Here is a 20,866-nt window from a genome sequence, read left to right on the forward strand (position 1 = left end):
CAAGCTAGCTCACGGCCTGGCTCCATGGTTGTTGCACTTGAGTTGACATTCCGGGAGGCTAATTTAAACGTAAATGGTACCAATCAACTAGCCATCCATGGCACTGCAAAACTTGGCGGGAATCTGACTGTATCAGTTAAATCCACTTCAGCGAAAAAAATCACGTTACTGACCTTCCATAAACGCAGTGGAAAATTCGATAAAGTTAACGTCTCAAGCAAACAAAAACACTGGCATGCCAAATACACAACTCATAGTGTCCAGTTAGTTAGATAGTGCGCTTTTATTCGAGTCTTTGGTTAGTGTCACTTGTTTCGACTCAGTTGCAAAAAAAAGAGTCATGATACTCAAATGTTTAACTAATCTTCCGAAACGAGCGCAGGACAAACGGCGGTTCTTCCTTCCCACTTCAAAAAGCACTCTGACCCTAAACCCCCATTCGGGATTTTAGGGCCAGAGTGCATATATTTTGCCAGAAAACGGCCGTTTTGCACATTTAATCTAGATTACCAGGACGCGTCAAAATGACAATTTCATTGCGTGCAGGGATTTTGATTAGCTTTGGACAACGCAGTTCTTATTGAGTCCCCCTCAAAAAGCACGGTGTAATCAAATTCAAGTTTAATGTCCATGGCGTTTAACAAAGTTAAAATCACGACCCCCATAGTCTTCAATGTACTGATACAACACTAGTTCCATCAGTGCAATCGTGGAAATCCGGGAACTGATTTCAATGCCGTTAACCTGAACTTCATCGGTAAAAAGATACAAATTGACGTCACTCAAATTTTGAATCGTATTGTTATCTGCTTCTGTAATGGAAATTAAGTATGGGCGATTTTGCGTATTGATCAACGTTTTAACCATTTCAAGCAATTCTCCATCCTGCCCATTATATGTCAGGAAAAACACAATATCGTCTCGCTTAACCTGTTTGACTGCTAATTGTCGAAAATCGTGATCGCGTGGATACTCAACTTCAAAACCAGCCATCGTATATAAATAATTGATATACTCAGCCGCGTGTTTGCTAATGCCCTTGGCAAACAAAAACACTTTTGGATGTTTTGCTAGCCGACTGGTGATATCATGCAGTTTACTTATTGGAATCACACGAACCGATTCAGTAATATTCTTCAAATACTCTTCTCGATAATCACTTTGTTCCACGGTGAAAGGACTTGGCTTCGTTTCATCTTGATCGTTATTTAACACCGTGTATTTAATAACTGTCGTAAACTCACTAAATCCAACGAATCCGATTTTTTTAACAAACCGTAAGAAAGTTGCAGTTGATACGTATGTCTCACTTGCAACCTCCCGAATACTCTGGTTCTTGATCTTATCCATGTTCTTCACAACATAATCAAATAATTCTTGCTCATTCTTAGTCAGTGAGCTCAAGTGTGCGTTAACAATCTCAAAGAAATTCATTTCATGCCCCCAACTTCGCCACGCGGGACGTTTAAAACAACGGTGTGCAGGCCGCCACCACCGGTCAGTATTTCTCTAACTGAAAAACTTTCAATTGTTCTGTCCGGATACAATTCGTGTAGTAGCTGGCAAGCGGACGAATCTTGTGGATCCCCGAATGCAGGCACAATAACAGCTTTATCAGTCGTAATATAGTTCACGTAAGTTGCTGTTAACCGCTGCCCTTCGATCCGCGGTAACATTCCATTGATGGAATCGACGCCCTGCGCTTCCTTAGCTGATAGCGTCAGCGTACTAGGTAACTGAAGTTTGTGAATTTTAAAATGGCGCCCTTGAGCATCCGTTGCTTGCTTTAATAACTCAAAGGCCTCGTGGCTAATTCTGTACTGCGGGTCATATTTATTATCCGTCCAAGACAGAACCAGCTCACCGGGCTTAACAACGTTGATCACATTGTCAATGTCGCCGCCTGTTTCGTCCATAAAGAATCCTTCAGGCAGCCAAATTGTCTTTGTAATGCCGAGATATTGTTGAAAAATTGCTTCAGCTTGCTGCTTAGTCATCCTCTTATTGCGGCCTTCGGACAAGATCACTTCTTCAGTCGTAAAGAGGGTGCCTTCTCCATCGGTTAAAACGGAACAGCCTTCCAGAGTCATGCCATTTTGATAGAAATCTAACCGGTTTAAATTAGCCAGTTTTACGCCAAGTTCATTATCCTTATCCCAGGGAAAATAAAGGCCATCGAGTAAACCACCCCAAGCGTTGAAATTAAAATCAGCATACCTAATTTCACCCGAATCATTCACAATATAGAAGGGTCCAGTGTCCTTAATAAATGCATCGTTACTACTCATTTCGACCACTCGAACATTATCTGGTAACAGCCCCCTTGCGTTTCCAAACTGGTTTTCATTGACCAGCATGGTCATTGGCTGATACTTTGCGAGCAGCGTTGCTAATTTCGTGAATGCATGTTGTGCCGGTTTCCCACCATCACGCCAATTATCAGGTCGTTGGGGCCAAATCATATAGCCCGCTTGCTGTGATTCAAACTCAGCAGGCAGCCGAAAACCGTCTTCAGTTGGCAATGATGTTAGCTTCATATTTTTATCCGTCCTTTATAACATAGTATCAACATAATACACCTAAAGCAGGACAATCCCCAGCAGTCAGTTATGCGCTAAAGATTATCCTGCTCTATTGCATTGTTGATGTCACTCACGTCTAATGATAACGATATATTTCATTTTTTTGCAAGTCTATTTTGCTGCGTCCACTACACTTTTGGAAATAATGGTGCCATCTCCGTTAGCCAGGAAACCGTCAATGTTTTCCAGAGAAGTGATAACTGCTTTACCACCATTAGTATTTTCAACAAAATCGATTGCAGCCTGAACTTTTGGCAGCATACTGCCCTTTGCGAATTGATTCTCATCGAGGTAGTTTCTCAGCTCGTCAATGGTCACTTCACCCAACGCTTTTTGATCGGGCTGGTTGAAATTGACAAAAACATAATCAACGGCTGTCAAAATAATCAAAAGGTCAGCATCTATTTGTTCCGCCAATTTTTCTGAAGCAAAATCTTTATCAATAACTGCTTCACGGCCGACTAAGCGGTCACCTTCTCGAACAACTGGAACGCCACCCCCACCAACTGAAATGGGAACAATGCCCACGTTAACAAGTTTGTTGACCACATCTGCTTCGGTCACATTTACCGGTTTAGGTGATGGTACAACTCGCCGATAACCACGGCCTGCATCCTCTACAAACGTGAATTCTGGATGTTCCGCATGCTGTGCTTCTGCATCTTCTTTGGAGTAGAAAGGACCAATTGGTTTTGTTGGATTCGTGAAAGCCTGATCGTCTGGATTCACTTCGACTTGAGTGATAACTGTTGCAACTGAACAATCTAATCCTGATTTACGAATTTCTTCATTCAGAGCGTTTTGGAGCCAGTAGCCAATGCTGCCTTGTGTCATTGCAACAGCAGTATCCAAAGGCATTGCCGGATTAATGTCGGTACTCCCCGCCGCTTGTTGCAACAGTAAATTACCAACCTGGGGACCATTCCCGTGAGAGACGATCAATTCATCACCGTTTTCAATAAATTGAACCAGATATTTTGCTGTGTTTCTTAATGCTTGTTGTTGTGCTTTTGCCGAAGCATCCTTTGATAATATTGCGTTACCACCGAGGGCAACGACCACGCGTCGTTTTGTCATATTCATTTCCTCCGATTATTAGTGCGAAGGGGCTGGCCTAAGTTTAGTTGGCCAGCCCCTCCTCATTAATGATATGCATTGTGTGATGTTAAATTTTCAAGTTAGTTTGCCGGTACTTGTTGGGTAATGCAGTGAATATTCCCGCCACCAAGTAAGATTTCACGAGCTGGAACACCAACGACTTTCCGGTCTGGATAAAGTTCTTCTAAAGTCTTTTGTGCTTTTGCATCGTTAGGATCACCAAAGATTGGATATACGATACCGCCATTTGCGGTGTAATAGTTCACGTAACTAGCAGCCAAACGGTCGCCTTCTTGACGAGGTAAGGTCCCATCAACTGCGTCAACGCCTTCGCTCTCTTCTTTCGTAATCTTAACCGGGCTTGGCACATACAACTTAACGACCTTAAGCTTGCGGCCCTTTGTATCTGTTGCGTTTTCCAAAATATCTAAGTTTTGCTTAGAAATTTCGTATTGCGGATCGTTTTTGTCATCCGTCCAAGCTAAGGCAACCACACCAGGTTTAACAAAGTTAGCGATGTTGTCCACGTGACCGTTAGTTTCATCTAAGTAAATCCCATTCTTGAGCCAAATAATCTTTTCAAGATTCAAGTGTTCTTTTAGAACTTCTTCAATTTGATCTTTTGATAGTTGTGAGTTCCGACCATCTGACAACAAGCATTCCTCGGTAGTAATCAGTGTACCTTCACCATCAACGTGAATGGAACCGCCTTCGAGAATGAAGTCATCTAACCGATACCGATCAACATGTTCAAATTCAGCCATTTTTTGAGCAACCCGGTCATCCTTGTCCCATGGGAAGTAAAGCCCATCTACCAAGCCGCCCCAAGCATTAAAGGTCCAATCAACTGCGCGTAATCCGCCTTTATCATTCTTAACAAAAGTCGCACCACAGTCACGAATCCAAGAATCATCGTTTGAAAGTTCAACGACTTCAACATCATCTGGCAGCATGTGACGCGCATTAGCAAATTGGGCATCGCTAACACCAACAGTCACGTGTTCAAATTGTGAAATTGCTTCGGCTACTTTAACAAAGGTATGTTGCGCAGGCTTACCACCGTCACGCCAGTTATCTGGACGTTCTGGCCAAAGAATATAAACACCTTTATGCTCTTCAAATTCGCCGGGCATTCTGTAACCATCTTTTTTGGGGGTACTGTCTAAAGTCTTCATGATAATTCTCCTTTTAATTTGTTTGTTGTTTGTTAGTAGACTGTTTATTCGATTCAGTATGCCGGTCAGCAATCCGAACCACGATTTCGCCAATGACCATTGTGATAATCGTACCAATCAAAATTGGCATTTTACCAGAGATTTCAGATTTGCTGCTGTTCATTGGCACAACCGTCAAGATAATGGTAAAGATCAACAAGATTTCAGGAATCCAAGTCATTAATTGAATCATGACTTTGCCACCAGGTACTTTAAATGGTCGTTCACGGTCTGGATCAATTTTTCTTAATTTTAAGAACGCAGGGAACATCATAGTATATGATAACAATAATGCGACCACGTTCAATGAGAAGAATGCCCAGAATATATCCTGATTAGGAATAAATGGCGAGGCGATAACCAAAATTGAAGCAACAACACCGTTTAAGTAGCCGGTTCCGACAGGCATATTGTTTTTATCTTCCTTACCAAAAACAGCTGGCAGGACATGATCCTTTGCGGCGTAATCCGCCACGTAGTTAACACCTAAGGCCCATGAAATCATCTCTGAAACCAAGATGTACAGGAAAAGAATCCCGATAATAATCACAAACCAGTTCATATTGCCAATCATCAAAATAAAGCTATCTAACAGTCCGCTCGAAGCAGACAATTTGGCCGTTGGAACGGCAACGCTCATCCCAAATGCAGACAAGAGATAGAAGAAGGCAATCAGAATCCCACCATAAATGATGGCCTTTGGAATTTGCTTCTTTGGATCGTCCATATCATCTGCCATAGTAGCAACCACTTCAAAGCCTAAGAAATTAAAGATAATAATGGACAAATTGCTTAAACCACTTAGATTCATTTGCGGTAAGAAGTTTTTGGGGGCAAAACTGTTCGCGACGCCCTTTGTCACTGCAACATAAACACCCAAGGCAAATAGTGCGATGATGGTAAATAATTTGGCAAAGGCTGCTAAGTTCATGATCCATTTACTCTCTGAAACTGGCTTGTTTCCAACTATAACAACGAACCAGACAAAGGCAAGTTGAATGATGATTGAAACGGTCGTATTGAGATGCAGCTTGAATATTGTCTCAGCAACTTGAACAAATAACACCGCTAGGCTGGCCATCCAAATTGGATAGTTGATCCAGTAAACCCAAGCTAACCGGCCACCCCAACGAGCACCAAAAGCTTGTTTGACCCAGTCGTATAGACCGCCATCCCCAGCATATGTTGTTCCAAGTTCCGACGATATTAAGCCATATGGTAAGAAGAATAAGATCAGTAAGAAAATCCACCAAAAGAATTGTGACATCCCAATAGCTGCAGCCGGTGCGGCTGATTCAACCACTAAGATAACAACGACGGACATCAACACGGCGTCAAATAATCTAAATTTCTTTTTCCCGTTTTCCATAATGTTTCTCTCCAATCTTTCGAGCGTGTCTCGACAGCCCGGAGCTTCTAGTCTTAATAGGAAGAATCATCGCAATCATTCTCCCTATAAAACCGGAAACCAGCTATGAAACACGATTTTTGTTAGTTATTGGCACGAAACGGGTTATTTTTCGTTGCGGAAGTCAACAGCATTGTGCAACATCAATTCAAATTCTGCATCGTACTTGTCAGCAACAGCTTTTGACGCATACTTCAGTTCTGGGTTTAACAGGTAAACGAAGATTGAACGCATTGCTGTCTTACGGTTTTCTGCTTCGTCCCAAACGATTGAGTAATCTGAATCAAGTACCTCATCGGTTACTTCTTCACCACGAGTGGCTGGTAAACAATGCATGAACTTAACGTGGTCTGAAGCTTTAGCAATCAAATCAGCATTAACTTGGTACTTAGGGTAGAAAATCTTCATTCTTTCTTCCTTAGGCATCTCATCATCGTAGAGACCATACCAAACATCTGTGTAAACAAAGTCGGCATCTTTCATTGCTTTATCAGCGTCTTCAGTGATTAAAACGCTGCCACCGTATTGTTTTGCGTTTTCTTTACCAATCTTCACAACATCGTCTTTCATCTGGAAACCTTTTGGCCCATATTGGACAAAATCCATCCCCATCTTGGTGGTCATGAACATCGTTGAGACACAGACCTGCGTGGCATCACCCACAAAGACAATCTTACAATCGCTTAATTTTTTACCTGCTGGCAAGTTTTCTGTCATCGTGATGATATCGCCAAGTTCTTGAGTTGGGTGATTGTAATCACTCATGAAGTTTACAACTGGAACCTTAGCATATTTACCAACTTCGGCAACGGTGTGGTGACGATCAACACGGGCGCCGATGATATCCAAAATCCGACCAAGTACTTGTGAAGTATCTTCAATCGTTTCATGACCACCTAATTGAATTTGACCCGGTGCCAGATACTGTGCATGGCCACCTAATTCAGTCATGGCTGCTTCGGCTGAAGTCCGAGTACGAGTTGAAGATTGTTCGAAAATCATACCGAGGGTCTTGTTCTTCAATAATGGCGGATAATAACCATTCTTGATAGATTCCTTGATCTTCAAACCAAGATCGATCATGTATTGAATTTCTGCTTGAGTATAAGTATTTGTATCGATATAATCGCGTTTAGTCATTTTGAAAACTCCCTTAGTTTTATTGTTCGCTTCTTTACAATTTTTATAATACGGGGTATTCAACGAAAATAAAAGCGTTTCCAAAGTGCTTGCTAGCGGTGTTTGTTGGCTGTCACACGTTTCATTTGATGAAACATGTTTCATCACTTTAACAGCATGTGATTCGTCTAGGTCAAGTCACTGATTTGTAATGTTGCCGTACTTTTTTCACAAAATTCGATGTAACAGGCTGACATTCACCTAAAATCAACCCACGAAAGACTGGTAAATAACCGTCCATCGCTAGTCAATGGCACTCCCAAAAAATTGCAAAACTAAAAATCACTACTATAATAAAGGAGCAATCATCACACTAAACGCATTAACGCTACTTGCCTAACCCAGCTTTATCGAACTACTACATATGCACGAAAGAAGGATTCTCTTGGAAACAAAAGTCACCCATCGTACCCAGTTATCGATTCTAGCAGTTGGACTGCTATCTTTTATTGGCATCTTGATTGAAACGTCCATGAACGTCACCTTTCCTACATTAATTCAAGAATTACATGTCTCACTGGCTACGATTCAGTGGGTCACCACCGGTTATCTACTATTGGTCACCATTGTCATGGGGACAACGGCATACTTACTGAAACGTTTTGATAGCCGAACCTTATTCAGATTTGCCATCGGCTGTTGTTTGGTTGGGACAGTTCTTTGTAGTCTGGCGCCGAACTTTACGATTCTAATCATCGGGCGACTTTGTCAGGCGATATCCACAGGTTTATCCACACCGCTTATGTTTAACATCATCCTGACCACGGTACCGAAATTCCAACTTGGCGTCTATACAGGATTGGCAGCAATGGTCGTCTCCTTTGCGCCTGCTTTGGGGCCGACGTACGGCGGCATTCTTAACCACGCCTTGTCCTGGCGCTGGATTTTCTGGATTGCTTTACCGATTATTGTTATCGTTGCTTTTCTAGGCAACAGCACGATTCACACTAAAGCCTCCCATCAGCAAGGGGCCTTCGACTTTTTCGGACTTGGGCTGGTTGCTATGATCTTCGCAAGTCTAGTCTGGACATTTAATGAAGCTGGCACTCACGGTTTCATGAGTGTTGCCTTCTGGGGATGGTTCATCGTCTTTGTGATTCTGATGGGCTTCCAAGCGTGGCACATGGGTCACGGGCGCCGAGAATTATTGGACTGGTCGATTCTTAAAACGCCGATCATTCGTCTCAGGCTGATTACTTACTTCCTGTTACAGTTCACCAATATTGGCATTTCATTCGTGATTCCGATCTATGCCGAAAATGTTCTGGGCGCAAATTCAATGGCAGCCGGACTAATTCTTTTCCCAGGCGCATTGCTAGGCGCAATCACCGCACCACTGGCTGGTCGACTTTATGATAAACGCGGTGGCATTCTGCCAATCATGATCAGTAACGTTTTTCTGCTGGTGGGCACGCTCCTATTTGCAACGCTGACGAAGCACCTCTCCCTCGGGTTGATTGCGGTCTTCTTCATGGTGGTGCGGTTAGGCTTCAATTTTGGCTTCGGTAACCTCATGTCCGATGCCAGCAAACACGTTGAATTCCGACAAAAAGCCGATCAAAACTCGCTGTTCAACATGCTGCAACAATACGCAGGCTCCCTCGGTACCGGCGTGTTGTCAGCTGTTATTTCAGCTCATGAACTTACTATCAGCTCAACAGCACACGCAACTGCTCAAGGCAGTCATGTAGACTTCATTATTTTAGTTGGACTGGCCGTGATTGCCTTTGCGGCGGCGCTGGTCGCTAACCGGTATATTTTGAAAGAACGGGCAGAAAAATAATCTTTCAACCAAAAAAGGACTTCAGACAAATTGTCTGAAGTCCTTTTGAGATTGTTTTGATTGCAATAATTTACCGAGAGGCTTCTTGTACATCTTCCAGCCCAAAATTCAACTTCTCTTGAATCTCGTGACGGAATGCTGCAAACTCCTCGCTGACCCGGGACCGTGGATGCGGTAACGGATTTTCCACAATTTCCTTAATGCGGCCCGGACGTGGCGTCATAACAACGATCCGGTTACTTAAGTAAACCGCTTCGTCAATGTCATGCGTGACCAAAATCATGGTCGTGTGGGTCTGTTCCCAAACCCGATAGATCACGTTTTGAATGTCCGCCCGAGTAAAGGCGTCTAGGGCGCCCATTGGTTCGTCCAGCAACAAAATCTCTGGCTTCATAATGATAGAACGGGCCAACGCAGCTCGTTGCGCCATCCCACCAGAAACTTGGTGCGGGTAGGAATTTTCAAAACCAGTCAGTCCCATCAGATCAATGTAGTGCTTGACCAGTTCCTTGTCGTAGTTGTGGCCCTTAGTGACCTTCAAGCCGACACTGATGTTTTCTTCAATGGTTTCCCACGGGAATAAGCTCCCATGTTGGAACACGTAACCCCGCGAATAATCAGGTTTAGTGATCCGGTCACCGTCAATTGTTACCTGACCGTCTTCTGGTTGATCCAATCCCGAGATAAGGCGCAATAGCGTGGTCTTGCCACAGCCGGATGGCCCAATGATGGCGACGAATTCGCCGGGGTTGACGGTAAAGTTAATATCGTCTAACACGTTAATTTCTTGACCATTATTATCCTGCAAACGCCGGTTAACATGGTCGACTTCTAGTACACCCATGAGTTGAGCCCCTTTCTAATTTCGTTTTTCACGCCAACGCAGAAAGTAATCTTGCACCTTGGTGAACAGTGCGAACAGTACTGAGAACAGGATCGCCATAATGACAATGGCGGCGTATACCTGCGTATAGTTCCCGGTCCCCTTAGCCCAGTTGATAAACCAGCCTAAGCCGACTTTAGCACCAATCATTTCGGAAATAACCAGCATGGTAAATGACAGCCCCATAGCGGTGTATACCCCGGTGAAGATACTTGGCAAAGCACCCGGAATCACAATTTTGCGAACGATTTGCCATTCGCTGAAGCCTAAAGTTTTAGCGGATTCAAAGTATTCTTTGGAAATACCCTGGACACCACCGATGGTCATGAAGGCCACGGGGAACCAAACGGAAAACGCAATCAAGAAAACTTCAGCCATGTAGCTCGTTGGAAAAATGACCATGGTTAATGGCATCCATGCAGCCGCCGGAATGATACCAATAACTTTCAAGTACGGAAATGCCCAGTAGTTAAACTGGCGGTAACGTCCCATTCCAAGGCCAAGGACAACCCCTAACAACGTCCCAACGATGAAACTGACGACCCACAACCCAAGTGACGATAGTGTGGACGCCCAGAGTAATGCTGCATTTTCACGCATTTGGTCAAGAATCTGGGCAAAACTCACGAAGAATGGCTGTTCAAGTACCGCGAATTTTTCGGTCAGCAGATCTTGGATAATGAGCACAACACCTAACGAAATGTTGAGTTGGGCGAAATGGCCGTTGTAGTTATGAAGACGCCCGTTGGTAAATTGGCCGATGACGGTGACAATCAATAAATAAGCGAAATAGACCGCTAAAAACCAGTAGTAAGTCTTGTTGTCCACCATTTCTTGCGAAGCCACCAGCTTATTTTCAAAATACGCTGCAGCAACGGCAACTAAACTCAAGACGTTCCACGTCAGGTGCCACTTTTTCCAATATTTACTTGCATCCCGTGCTGCTTTGGCTGCTTTTTTTTGACTCGTTTGTTGAACAGACATCAACATGAAATTCACTCCTTACTTATTACTTAAGATTCGGGTACCAGTAAGCTTGCTTCAGGAGTTGCTTGTTGTTCGTATCCTTCTTCAAGTAACCGGCTTCCTTTAATTGTTGGATGTAGTAGGCTAAATCTGACTTCCCCTTCTTGAGGTTCAGGTTGAAGTGCTCATCCTGTAAAATCTTGGTAACGTTTTTGACGTTGATGAACTTCGTCTTTGAAACGTAACCCTTGTTTAATTCAATCTTAGCGGTTTGCTTAGGGTTCTTGTTGATCCACTGAGCCGCTTCCTTGTATGACTTAACAATGGCCTTAGCCTTGGCAGGGTTTTCCTTGATCAGCTTGCTTGAGATGTACAGGTAACAGCATGAACCATTTTTCTTCATCCCCATAGCAGCCATCTTTGAATTGCCTGAATAGTTGTTGTTGTCGATGATGGTCTTAAATCCATCCTGTTTTTGTGCTTGGTAAGCATATGAATCAACAGTCCCGATTGCATCAACTTGGCCCTTTTCAGCAGCCTTAGCTAACAAATCGGTACCGTAAACTTTCCATGTCACATCGGTCTTAGGATTCAAACCAGCGTGTTGTAAAGCGATTGAAGTCACATACTGCGGTGTCGACCCTTGAGCAGGAATCCCAATTGTCTTACCCTTAAGGTCTTTAACACTTTTGATACTTGAATTCTTTGGAACTAACAACTTGATGCAGCCTTGGTGAATCCCACCAACGGCCTTGATCTGTGCACCATTTTGAATGGCTGGCAGGTATTGGAAATCACCGTTTTGAGCATCGTACTTGCCACTAGCGAATCCAGCTTCCAAGTCACTGATATCACGGGGGTTAGCCACCAACTTGGCCTTGATCCCGTTTTTCTTGAAGAAGCCCTTTTCGTAGGCAATGTAATTTGGCGCGTTACAGATTGACCCATCTTTTGCAGGAATCGTAACGGTCCCATACTTGTACGTTTTTGTTGCACCCTTGTCACTTGCGCTGCTATTCCCACAACCCGCGAGAACACCACCAATTGCTAATAAACTGATCAAACCAACTAAGAAACCCTTTTTCCTCATTGTGAAGCCTCCCAAATAATATAAATAAAAAATAATGACTATAACTAAAAAAAATCGTCCTATGCCCGCATATGACATAAGGACGATTACTCGCGTTACCACCTTTAATTTGACTATTTTTCACAAAATAGTCCTTATCGGGTACGTCATGAAACCATGAGATACCCTTGTTCGCTATCGGGAACACCCGCCAGAACTTAATTATTCGGCTCTGGACGCTCAAAGACCATCTTCAATCCTGTATCCTTACCGGCTTCCACCACTCCGGCTCTCTTTGAAGAACACAACAGATCTACTTATCTCGTCATTGCGTATCAAGTATTAAAATACGATTAAATTATAAAGCAATGTGTACATTTGTCAACACGAAATTTAGAATTTCTTATGAAATCAATGATATCAAGTGATAAGTGACTGTCTTTCTCTGTTACCATTCCGCACAGCAAATGACATGAATAACGCCGCACTGATTTTCACCAATAATTTTAATAAATAGACAATTCTAAGCACTATGTATTCAACCAGGTATGGCTTAAATACCTGATTGTTATTTCTTAATTTGTAATCGATTCTTTGGCTAAAAAGTGGGTTAATCGTTTAATAGCTAATTTCAGATTATCCAAACTCGTCGCATAACTGATTCTGAAATATCGTGACCCGCCGGCTTCAAACGCATCACCTGGAATTGTTGCCACCTTCGCTTTTTCTGCAAGTACATCCGTATAATCGTTTGCACTGCCAGTGAATGCCGTTGGCACTTCGACATACACGTAAAAGGCGCCTTGTGGGTCAACGAAATGATACCCCAACTTTTTAAGTTCACGCGTTAAGTAATGCTGGCGTTCTTCGTAAACGGCCTTCATGCGACGCGGGTCGGCATCCCCATTAGTAAAAGCCTCAGTAGCCGCATCCATATTCAGAGTTCCAATGGTTGCAACATTGGCCTGATGCACTTTTGCTAACAATGAAATTGCATCTTCGGGTCCGCCCAAATAGCCGACACGCCACCCGGTCATGGCATAAGTCTTCGAAACGCCGTTGACGTATAGGGTTTGCTCAGGTAAGAGACGCGCAATCGATTGATGGTCAACATCGTAGGACAGCTCACTGTATACCTCGTCACTCAGTACTGCTACTGGATACTGTTTCAATACAGAAGCTAGACCCTGAATCTCATCCGGAGACAGCGTCACACCAGTTGGATTATTGGGATAGTTCAACACAACTAACTTAACGCGTCCCGCATAGGTTTCTAAATAAGATTGAAGCAGTGCTGGCGTTAATTTAAAGCCTGTATCCCGCGTGTCGATCTGTACCGGCGTGCCGCCATTTTGGAGTGTGACTGTTTCGTAGAGACTAAACGCTGGCGATGGAATCAACACGACATCGTTCGGGCCGATGAGACCGTTGATCACAGTGCTGATTGCCTCTGTTGCGCCGTTTGTCACAATCAATTGGCGTTGCGGATCATAGTGTAAATGATACCGGCGTGATACGTAATCACTAATTGCTTGCAGCAGCTCACTTGTTCCACGATTAGGCGCATAGTGGCTCCGATTATCAAGAATACTTTGAATAGCTGCCAGCTTAATATGGTCAGGAGTGTTAAAATCCGGTTCGCCAATCGTCAATTTCACAATGCCGTCAATCTGACTATATTTTTGATTAACCCGGCGAATCAGAGAAGAGGGAATTTGATTTAACCGCGGTTTAACTAAGTCTGAAATTTGAGTCATTCTATTCACCTCCGTTAAAGTTGCGCTAGCCCCTGCGCCAAATCGGTGATTAAATCTTTCGGATCCTCAATCCCGACTGAGAGTCGAACAAGTTGGTGTGTGATGCCAACCGCGAGTTGTTCTTTTTCTGACAACTCAGCGTGAGTCATTTTGTACGGTAATTCAATCAAACTCTCAACCGCGCCAAGACTGACTGCTAGTTGAATAAGATTTAGACTTTCAACAAATTTTTTAGCGTCCAAACCCTTTTTTAATTCAAAACTAACGATGCCGCCAAAGCCATTTGTTTCGTCCTTAGCGATTTCATAATCTTTGGAACCAGGAATTCCGGGATAATAAATTTTTTCGATTTCATCCCGGCTTTGGAGAAAGTCAACAATCTTAGCGGTGTTACTCAAATGACGATTCAAACGCACCGCAAGTGTTTGAATACCGCGCCGAATCTGAGCTGATTTTTCCGGCGACAACACTGCACCGATTCCGTTTTGATTGAAGTAGATCCGGTCGGCAAGTTCCTGGGTTTTGGCAACAACAATGCCTGCAACGACATCTGAATGCCCTCCAAGGTACTTAGTTGCCGAATGAACGACGATATCAGCACCCAGTGTTAACGGTCGTTGCAAATAAGGTGTCAAAAACGTGTTATCCACAATTGTCAGAAGATGATGTGCCTTGGCAATGTTTGCAATCGCTTTGACACTTGTGACCTTCAACAAGGGGTTCGTGAAGGTTTCAAAATACACGGCCTTCGTGTTGGGCTGAACTGCTGCTTCAACAGCTTCAGCATCCTGAGTGTCGACAGCGGTAAATTCCAAATGCCACCGCTTAAAAAATTGATTGATTAACCGAAAAGTGCCGCCATAAACTGTATTGCCAATAATAATGTGATCACCGGGAGAAAAAATTGCTAAGGTTGCGTGAATAGCAGCCAACCCTGATGAGAAGGCAAACCCCTTCGCCCCACCTTCAAGCGTTGCAACCTGATCTTCTAAGTAGTTTCGTGTCGGGTTGCCTGAACGGGCATAGTCCCACTTCACTTGTGAATCAACCGTTGGAAAAATAAAGGTCGATGACGCATAGATGGGGACGTTAACTGCGCCCGTGTCATTATCATGTTGCGGCGTACCATGCACTAATTGTGTATCAAATTCTGACATAAGTTCAACCTCCTGTGCTTATCAGCTCATCAAAACTAAACGCCCGCAAAGGCGTTAAATCAAATCCAGATCAATATCTAAATACGTGATATCAGTTCGTTGCTTAAATCCGAGATGTTCCCAAAATTCACGGCCTTTGACATTTTCGTTTGTCGTGAAAAGACCGATTTTTTCGATTCCCTGAGCCTTAAGCTCATCCAACACCTTGTGAATCAAGGTACTGCCAATGTGCTGGCCGCGATACCCGTCAGCAATTGCCGTGTGGTACAAATACCCCTTACGGCCGTCAGTACCACCCAAAATAGTGCCAATGATCGCACCATCATCGTTAATTGCTGCAAAGCAAAGCGCTGGATTATGGTCGATAACTGACTTGATGCCTGAGTAAGTATTGTTCAGCGACCCAAGATTCATCCCTGGCGTCTTTTCCCATAAGGTGTAGGCCTCAGTGTAATCATCAGCTGTAAAGTTACGAATTTGCATGCTAGAATCCTTCCATTCATTCAATAATTAATGTATTCACTATGCCTTAAATGCCGTGTTGATTGCCTGATCCAGATCTGCAATCAAGTCATCAACATCTTCCAGACCAATCGAAAGCCGAATCACATTGTCGTTCAATGCGTGTTTTGCGCGGATCTTCTCAGGGATTTCTCGGTGCGTTGTTTTTGTCGGGTTAACGATCAATGACTTGGCATCCCCAACGTTAGGCAGGTAACTGAAAATTTGAACATTATTGATGATGTCGCGTACTTGATTGACATCGCCAGCGACTTCGAAGGCTAGAATTGCGCCAATGCCGCGCGGATAGTATTTCTTTACCAGCTCGTTTTCCGTATCAAGTCCTGTGTAATAAACGTGTTTGATATTTGGGTTAGCCTGTAAGTATTTTGCGATGGTTGTTGCACTCGCGGCTTCCTTAGACACGCGTTCGGAAATTGTCTCCAACCCAATCAACGACATATAGGCTTCAACAGGGCTCAAAACAGCACCCATTAAGCGTAAATATTTCATCCGAATCCGCGAAATAAAGGCCTTTTCAGCGAATTTTTCAACGAAACTTTGGCCGTTCGGATGGGCATCATCCGTTAACACAAATTCAGGCTCATTCAACTGTGGGAATTTAGTGCCAGACCAATCAAATTTTCCGTTGTCCACAACAATACCGCCAATAACGTTCCCGTGGCCGTTGATGCCCTTTGTGGACGAATAGATTGAAAGATCAGCACCAAAATCAAATGGTTTAAACAGGTAAGGCGTTGGAAATGTATTGTCAATAATCAATGGAATGCCTGCCTCGTGGGCAATCGTTGCCAGTCCCTCAACATCTGTGATTTCTGTACTAGGATTGGCAACACTCTCAGCGTAAATCGCCTTTGTTTCATCAGTGATCTGAGCCTTAATGCTATCCAAATCATTGACATCGTCATAAAAATCAATATCGATGCCAAATTTCGGGAACAGCGTCCGGAATTCATCCAAACTGCCGCCGTAAATATTGGAAGGTGCTAAAACATGACCGCCGCCCTCGGCAACGTTAAAAATCGTATAGGTGATTGCGGCCATCCCAGAGCCTAATGCCACAGCCCCAACACCGCCCTCTAAAGCAGCAATTCGTTTTTCAAAAACTTCAGTTGTTGGATTAGATACCCGCGAGTAGCTAAAACCTTTCTTTTGTCCGGAGACGACCTTTAATCCGTTATCATAATTTTCAAGTCCAAATGCGGCCGTTGCGTAAATCGGTACTGATGACGCGTACTGATGCTTTGACCAATCATAGCCGGCATGCAGTCGTTGGGTATCAAAATGTTCTTCAACCATTCTGGTTCACTTCCTAAAATTTAAATTCTTGTTGTGCGTTAAGTTGAAAACGGTCTGCGAGTTTCTGCAACACCGTTATCGTTTTCTTTTCAAGCGTAATGCCGGTTGTTTGATGACGACGATAGCTTTCAATCTCTGGATCACCAGGGACAAGCACCGGTTCGTCAGTGACCAGCGGCGGTAATTGTCGAAGCCGATTCAAAAGCGTTGTTAATCTTGCTTCAATCGCGATTGGATCACCAAACAGTTTTGGATCCAATGCTAAGAAGAAGTGGCTAATGCCCCGTTCCCCCTTACCCATATCGGCAGAAAGTGGGCCTTGTGAGATAACACCTGTGAGAATTTCAACCAGTAAAGATAACCCATACCCTTTATAGCCAGCGTTCATTTCATCTAAACCGCCCAAAGGCAATACACCGCCTAGGCGAGGTGTCCGCTGCATGTTGCTGACCAATTGATTCGGGTCGTGGGTCACCCGACCGGTTTCGTCGATTGCCCAATCACCGGGCACTTTCTGGTTTCGCTGCATCAAAACCTCAAACTTGCCAAAGGAGACCGTTGATGTCGCTGCATCAAAAACAAAATCATCGGAGGCTGTCGGCATCGCGAACGCAATTGGATTACTGCCTAAAAAGGCGTCCTTGGCGTGAGTCGGAACTGTCAACGGGTTGGTATTCGTCATGCTAACCCCCAATAATCCGGCTTGGCTCATCTGCCGAACATAGTAACCGGCCGCTCCAAAATGATTTGAATTACGAACGCTTACCACACTGATACCAGTCTGTTTTGCTTTACTGATTGCCAGTTGAGTAGCACGATTCGCAATCAACTGTCCCATCCCGTGTTCACCGTCAATTAACGCAGAACTAGGTGTTTCTTGCAGAATAGCACCGTGTTTGCCTGGAATAATGTCGCCATGATCAAGTTTTCTCACGTACATGCCTAACCGTTGCATGCCATGAGATGCAATTCCGCGCAGATCCGCATCGATCAAACTATTCGCGATCTGTGCACGATCACCCGCGTCGAAACCATACGTTGCCAACACGGCAATCGCAAAACGTTTTAATCTTTCAGTTTCAAATACTTGTGCCATTATTAATTCATCCTATTTTGCAGTGTAGTAGGCTTGTTCAACCAACTTCTTCACGTTTGTATCCTTCTTCAAAAATCCAGCTTCCTTCAATTGCTTAGCGTAGTAAGTGACATCGGCCTTGCCAGAAGCTTTCTTCAAACCAAAGTGGTACTGCTTGATCAAACTCGTTACATTTTTAACGTTCACAAATTTAGTCTGAGCAACGTACTTCTTGTTCAACAAGATCTTGGCCGTTTGTTGTGGGTGCTTATTGATCCATTGAGCCGCCTCGGCATACGATTTCACAATTGCGTTCGCCTTTGACTTGTTATCTTTGGTCAACTTGTTTGAAAGGTACAAGTAGCAGCACGAACCGCTCTTTTTCATCCCCATGTCAGCCATCTTTTGTGAATTACTGCTGTTATTGTTGTTGACAATGACCCGGAAGCCGTCCTGTTTTTCAGCTTGGTAAGCATATGGATCGACCGTCCCGATAGCATCAACTTGGCCCTTTTCAGCAGCCTTGGTCAACAGGTCATAGTCGTAAGTCTTCCATGTCACACCTGTTTGCGGGTTGATACCAGCGTGTTGTAATGCAATTGAAGCCACATATTGCGCCGTTGAACCCTGACCCGGTGTTGCAATCGTCTTACCCTTGAGATCCTTAACTGACTTAATTTTCGAATTCTTGGGAACTAACACGCTGATACAGCCTTCGTGAATCCCGCCGGCAGCTTGAATCTGGGCCCCGTTTTGAATAGCAGGCAAGTATTGAAAATCACCGTTTAACGCATCGTACTTGCCGCTAGCAAACCCGGCTTCCAAATCAGAAATATCGGTTGGCTTAGCGACTAATTTAGCCTTCAGCCCATTCTTCTTGAAAAAGCCTTTTTCGTAAGCAATATAGTTGGGTGCCCCACAAATGGTCCCATTTTTTGCAGGAATTGTGATACTGCCGTACTTATAAGTGCTGTTCTTTGAAGAGGATGCCTTACTGTTCCCACACCCTGCTAACGTCCCAATTAATGCTAATGATGCCAAACTTGCTAAAATCACATGCCATTTTTTCATATTTTCTATCTCCTAAACCCTTTTTAATTAACCTTTTAACCTTGTTGATTCACGTACGCAAGTAAACTCTTAGCCGCATCCAAGAAGTACTGAATGGCTACTGGAATCGTTTCATCCAAGCCGATAAAATCAGGATCATGCCAGTCCGCCGCATCAGGTTGACCATTTGATCCGATAAAGGCGAAAACGCCCGGATATACCGTTTGGAACGTTGCAAAATCTTCACCCGCCATGGAAATTTCCGGCTCAATGACCGTGGCATGTTCCTTTGCAGCCTGAGTAACGACTGCTGTCAATGCGGGATTATTATCAATTGGCACCGCCCCAACGGACCAATCAAAGTCTGCTGTTTCTTCAAAAGCCGCCGCAATCTGATTAACGATAGTTTCCATCCGGCGCTTGACCAATTGCGTATTTTCATCCGTAAATGTCCGAACGGTCCCGCCCAACTTCACGGTTTCAGGCAACACGTTCCACGTCTCCCCGCCATGCACCTGGGTGACACTGACTACAACCGTGTCCAGTGGCTTCACATTGCGACTCACAATCGTCTGTAGTTGAGAAACAATGGCTGCTTGGGCAACGATAGGATCGTGACCTTTTTCTGGGCGAGCTCCGTGAGAGCCAGCGCCATGCAACGTAATGTCAAAGTGATAACACCCTGCCATCAACGCACCAGGCTTTAACCCAATTGTGCCAATTGGTAAATTGGGGTTGTTGTGAAAGCCTGCAATGGCACTAGTACCATCCAACACATGTTTCGCAAGAACCTGGTCTCCGCCATGGCCCGCTTCTTCAGCCGGTTGGAACAAGAGTTGAATCGTGCCCGCAATCTCAGCTTTTTGTTGCTGCAAGAGGTAAGCTGCCCCCAACAGGCTTGAAAAATGCAAATCGTGGCCGCAAGCGTGCATCACGCCGACGTTTTGCGATTTATATGGCAAGTCAGTTGCTTCGGTAACGGGTAATGCATCCAAGTCGGCCCGCAACGTAATTTGCTTACCAGGCTTTCCACCACGAATATAAGCCACAACGCCGGTATCTAAGTCTGTATCGGCGACTTCAATCCCCCAATCTGTCAATATTTTGGTAATTTTTTTGGTCGTTTCAAATTCCTGATTTGATAGTTCAGGATGTTGATGAAATTCGTGTCGCAAGGTTGTAATTTTTTTAATTAATACTGGATCAATTGCCATATTAAATAGTCTCCTTTTCTCAAAAATAACCACACACACCAACAATCGTTAAAAGAGGCAAGACCCATTTTTCCAGATATTTACGTCTTTGTATCTCACCCTTGAGTAGAAAAAAGCATCTCCACCCAGACTAATCACTTAGTCAGGGCGAAGATGCTTCGCGTTACCACCTGAATTCAAGCGGCTCTCACAAGCCGCTTCTCTTCGGGTACCTGATCGATACCCTAACGCTGTAACGGGCGTACCCGTTGCTGCCTAACTTCTGCTCGACAGCAATCATTGCTTTAAGACCATCTTCGACGATAAAACCATACTGTGTTTCAGCAAGTCACAGCTCTCTATCAATGGTTAATAAAGTCTACTCATCTTGAATTGAATTTGATATAAGAATCACGAATATTATTAAGCTTTGATTAGAAATTGTCAACACTTTTTCTGATTATTGGCTGGACTGAATAATCAGTTTGCATAAATTTCTTCCATGAATGAATTCATTTTTCATCAATTATAGATATTTTAGTCGATTATCTTTTCTAAGCCTAATTTAAGACAAGCCTCAATTGTCAAGTTAAGTGCAACACTAATGGCCTATTCTTATAATTGGTCTAGA

Annotated in this window: 18 protein-coding genes and 2 other annotated features; of the genes, 2 read left to right on the forward strand and 16 right to left on the reverse strand. The window is 43.9% G+C overall.

From position 1 onward, the window contains the following. Positions 1 to 276 (forward strand): hypothetical protein (locus FC82_RS17120; RefSeq protein WP_420806427.1); only part of this gene is annotated, 276 nt, incomplete at its 5' end. A 345-nt stretch (positions 277 to 621) separates the two neighbouring features. Here the strand turns inward: FC82_RS17120 and FC82_RS04700 are convergent. The 6 genes from FC82_RS04700 to ptcA form a co-directional block, all read right to left on the reverse strand. Further along, positions 622 to 1,434: a MurR/RpiR family transcriptional regulator gene (locus FC82_RS04700; RefSeq protein ID WP_054762398.1), complete on the reverse strand. Its 813-nt coding sequence runs from the start codon at positions 1,432 to 1,434 to the stop codon at positions 622 to 624. Further along, positions 1,431 to 2,537 (reverse strand): agmatine deiminase, encoded by a 1,107-nt coding sequence (gene aguA / locus FC82_RS04705; RefSeq protein WP_054762400.1) that lies wholly within the window; start codon positions 2,535 to 2,537, stop codon positions 1,431 to 1,433. Before aguA (FC82_RS04705) ends, FC82_RS04700 begins: the two co-directional genes overlap by 4 nt. Before the next feature lie 156 nt (positions 2,538 to 2,693). Continuing rightward, a complete protein-coding gene (arcC, locus tag FC82_RS04710; RefSeq protein ID WP_054762402.1) occupies positions 2,694 to 3,659 on the reverse strand; it encodes a carbamate kinase in 966 nt (321 codons plus the stop codon). A 101-nt stretch (positions 3,660 to 3,760) separates the two neighbouring features. Continuing rightward, a complete protein-coding gene (gene aguA / locus FC82_RS04715) occupies positions 3,761 to 4,855 on the reverse strand; it encodes an agmatine deiminase (protein ID WP_056996345.1) in 1,095 nt (364 codons plus the stop codon). Between the two features lie 13 nt (positions 4,856 to 4,868). Further along, positions 4,869 to 6,263, reverse strand: a complete 1,395-nt coding sequence (locus tag FC82_RS04720; protein WP_054762404.1) for an APC family permease — start codon at positions 6,261 to 6,263, stop codon at positions 4,869 to 4,871. A gap of 144 nt (positions 6,264 to 6,407) precedes the next feature. Then, complete coding sequence (gene ptcA, locus FC82_RS04725; protein WP_056996346.1) at positions 6,408 to 7,442, reverse strand: putrescine carbamoyltransferase; 1,035 nt, start codon at positions 7,440 to 7,442, stop codon at positions 6,408 to 6,410. A 403-nt stretch (positions 7,443 to 7,845) separates the two neighbouring features. Here ptcA and FC82_RS04730 point away from each other — a divergent pair, with 403 nt between their 5' ends. After that, positions 7,846 to 9,264 (forward strand): MFS transporter, encoded by a 1,419-nt coding sequence (locus tag FC82_RS04730; RefSeq protein WP_056996347.1) that lies wholly within the window; start codon positions 7,846 to 7,848, stop codon positions 9,262 to 9,264. Positions 9,265 to 9,334: 70 nt separating this feature from the next. On the opposite strand, the gene FC82_RS04735 is transcribed toward FC82_RS04730, so the two are convergent. The 10 genes from FC82_RS04735 to FC82_RS04780 form a co-directional block, all read right to left on the reverse strand. Beyond that, on the reverse strand, positions 9,335 to 10,108 hold the full coding sequence (locus FC82_RS04735) for an ABC transporter ATP-binding protein (protein ID WP_054762407.1): 774 nt from the start codon (positions 10,106 to 10,108) through the stop codon (positions 9,335 to 9,337). 15 nt (positions 10,109 to 10,123) lie between these two features. After that, complete coding sequence (locus tag FC82_RS04740) at positions 10,124 to 11,137, reverse strand: ABC transporter permease (RefSeq protein ID WP_082620198.1); 1,014 nt, start codon at positions 11,135 to 11,137, stop codon at positions 10,124 to 10,126. Positions 11,138 to 11,156: 19 nt separating this feature from the next. Beyond that, entirely contained in the window at positions 11,157 to 12,203 is a 1,047-nt protein-coding gene (locus FC82_RS04745) for an ABC transporter substrate-binding protein (RefSeq protein ID WP_054762408.1), read from the reverse strand. Positions 12,204 to 12,278: 75 nt separating this feature from the next. Next, positions 12,279 to 12,520 (reverse strand) — a binding site (T-box leader). A gap of 237 nt (positions 12,521 to 12,757) precedes the next feature. Next, complete coding sequence (locus FC82_RS04750) at positions 12,758 to 13,939, reverse strand: aminotransferase class I/II-fold pyridoxal phosphate-dependent enzyme (RefSeq protein ID WP_056996348.1); 1,182 nt, start codon at positions 13,937 to 13,939, stop codon at positions 12,758 to 12,760. A 14-nt stretch (positions 13,940 to 13,953) separates the two neighbouring features. After that, on the reverse strand, positions 13,954 to 15,096 hold the full coding sequence (locus FC82_RS04755; RefSeq protein ID WP_056996349.1) for a trans-sulfuration enzyme family protein: 1,143 nt from the start codon (positions 15,094 to 15,096) through the stop codon (positions 13,954 to 13,956). Between the two features lie 54 nt (positions 15,097 to 15,150). Next, positions 15,151 to 15,579 carry a GNAT family N-acetyltransferase gene (locus FC82_RS04760; RefSeq protein WP_054762410.1) on the reverse strand — a complete coding sequence of 143 codons (429 nt, stop codon included), beginning with the start codon at positions 15,577 to 15,579 and terminating at the stop codon, positions 15,151 to 15,153. Positions 15,580 to 15,618: 39 nt separating this feature from the next. Further along, positions 15,619 to 16,917, reverse strand: a complete 1,299-nt coding sequence (locus FC82_RS04765) for an O-acetylhomoserine aminocarboxypropyltransferase/cysteine synthase family protein (RefSeq protein WP_056996350.1) — start codon at positions 16,915 to 16,917, stop codon at positions 15,619 to 15,621. Between the two features lie 13 nt (positions 16,918 to 16,930). After that, positions 16,931 to 18,013 carry an Ldh family oxidoreductase gene (locus FC82_RS04770; RefSeq protein WP_054762413.1) on the reverse strand — a complete coding sequence of 361 codons (1,083 nt, stop codon included), beginning with the start codon at positions 18,011 to 18,013 and terminating at the stop codon, positions 16,931 to 16,933. 12 nt (positions 18,014 to 18,025) lie between these two features. Beyond that, positions 18,026 to 19,063: an ABC transporter substrate-binding protein gene (locus FC82_RS04775; RefSeq protein WP_056996351.1), complete on the reverse strand. Its 1,038-nt coding sequence runs from the start codon at positions 19,061 to 19,063 to the stop codon at positions 18,026 to 18,028. Positions 19,064 to 19,098: 35 nt separating this feature from the next. Further along, entirely contained in the window at positions 19,099 to 20,256 is a 1,158-nt protein-coding gene (locus FC82_RS04780) for an amidohydrolase (protein ID WP_056996352.1), read from the reverse strand. 140 nt (positions 20,257 to 20,396) lie between these two features. Beyond that, positions 20,397 to 20,633, reverse strand: a binding site (T-box leader). Positions 20,634 to 20,866: the final 233 nt, after the last annotated feature.

It is taken from the genome of Secundilactobacillus collinoides DSM 20515 = JCM 1123, from assembly GCF_001435975.1.
GTDB classification, from domain to species: Bacteria; Bacillota; Bacilli; order Lactobacillales; family Lactobacillaceae; genus Secundilactobacillus; species Secundilactobacillus collinoides.

What these genes read in the sequence shown, in the direction of transcription:
- FC82_RS04700 (WP_054762398.1), bottom strand. Translation starts at nt 1,434, where the DNA reads ATGAATTTCTTTGAGATTGTTAACGCACACTTGAGCTCACTGACTAAG.
- aguA (WP_054762400.1), bottom strand. Translation starts at nt 2,537, where the DNA reads ATGAAGCTAACATCATTGCCAACTGAAGACGGTTTTCGGCTGCCTGCT.
- arcC (WP_054762402.1), bottom strand. Translation starts at nt 3,659, where the DNA reads ATGACAAAACGACGCGTGGTCGTTGCCCTCGGTGGTAACGCAATATTA.
- aguA (WP_056996345.1), bottom strand. Translation starts at nt 4,855, where the DNA reads ATGAAGACTTTAGACAGTACCCCCAAAAAAGATGGTTACAGAATGCCC.
- FC82_RS04720 (WP_054762404.1), bottom strand. Translation starts at nt 6,263, where the DNA reads ATGGAAAACGGGAAAAAGAAATTTAGATTATTTGACGCCGTGTTGATG.
- ptcA (WP_056996346.1), bottom strand. Translation starts at nt 7,442, where the DNA reads ATGACTAAACGCGATTATATCGATACAAATACTTATACTCAAGCAGAA.
- FC82_RS04730 (WP_056996347.1), top strand. Translation starts at nt 7,846, where the DNA reads ATGCACGAAAGAAGGATTCTCTTGGAAACAAAAGTCACCCATCGTACC.
- FC82_RS04735 (WP_054762407.1), bottom strand. Translation starts at nt 10,108, where the DNA reads ATGGGTGTACTAGAAGTCGACCATGTTAACCGGCGTTTGCAGGATAAT.
- FC82_RS04740 (WP_082620198.1), bottom strand. Translation starts at nt 11,137, where the DNA reads ATGTTGATGTCTGTTCAACAAACGAGTCAAAAAAAAGCAGCCAAAGCA.
- FC82_RS04745 (WP_054762408.1), bottom strand. Translation starts at nt 12,203, where the DNA reads ATGAGGAAAAAGGGTTTCTTAGTTGGTTTGATCAGTTTATTAGCAATT.
- FC82_RS04750 (WP_056996348.1), bottom strand. Translation starts at nt 13,939, where the DNA reads ATGACTCAAATTTCAGACTTAGTTAAACCGCGGTTAAATCAAATTCCC.
- FC82_RS04755 (WP_056996349.1), bottom strand. Translation starts at nt 15,096, where the DNA reads ATGTCAGAATTTGATACACAATTAGTGCATGGTACGCCGCAACATGAT.
- FC82_RS04760 (WP_054762410.1), bottom strand. Translation starts at nt 15,579, where the DNA reads ATGCAAATTCGTAACTTTACAGCTGATGATTACACTGAGGCCTACACC.
- FC82_RS04765 (WP_056996350.1), bottom strand. Translation starts at nt 16,917, where the DNA reads ATGGTTGAAGAACATTTTGATACCCAACGACTGCATGCCGGCTATGAT.
- FC82_RS04770 (WP_054762413.1), bottom strand. Translation starts at nt 18,013, where the DNA reads ATGGCACAAGTATTTGAAACTGAAAGATTAAAACGTTTTGCGATTGCC.
- FC82_RS04775 (WP_056996351.1), bottom strand. Translation starts at nt 19,063, where the DNA reads ATGAAAAAATGGCATGTGATTTTAGCAAGTTTGGCATCATTAGCATTA.
- FC82_RS04780 (WP_056996352.1), bottom strand. Translation starts at nt 20,256, where the DNA reads ATGGCAATTGATCCAGTATTAATTAAAAAAATTACAACCTTGCGACAC.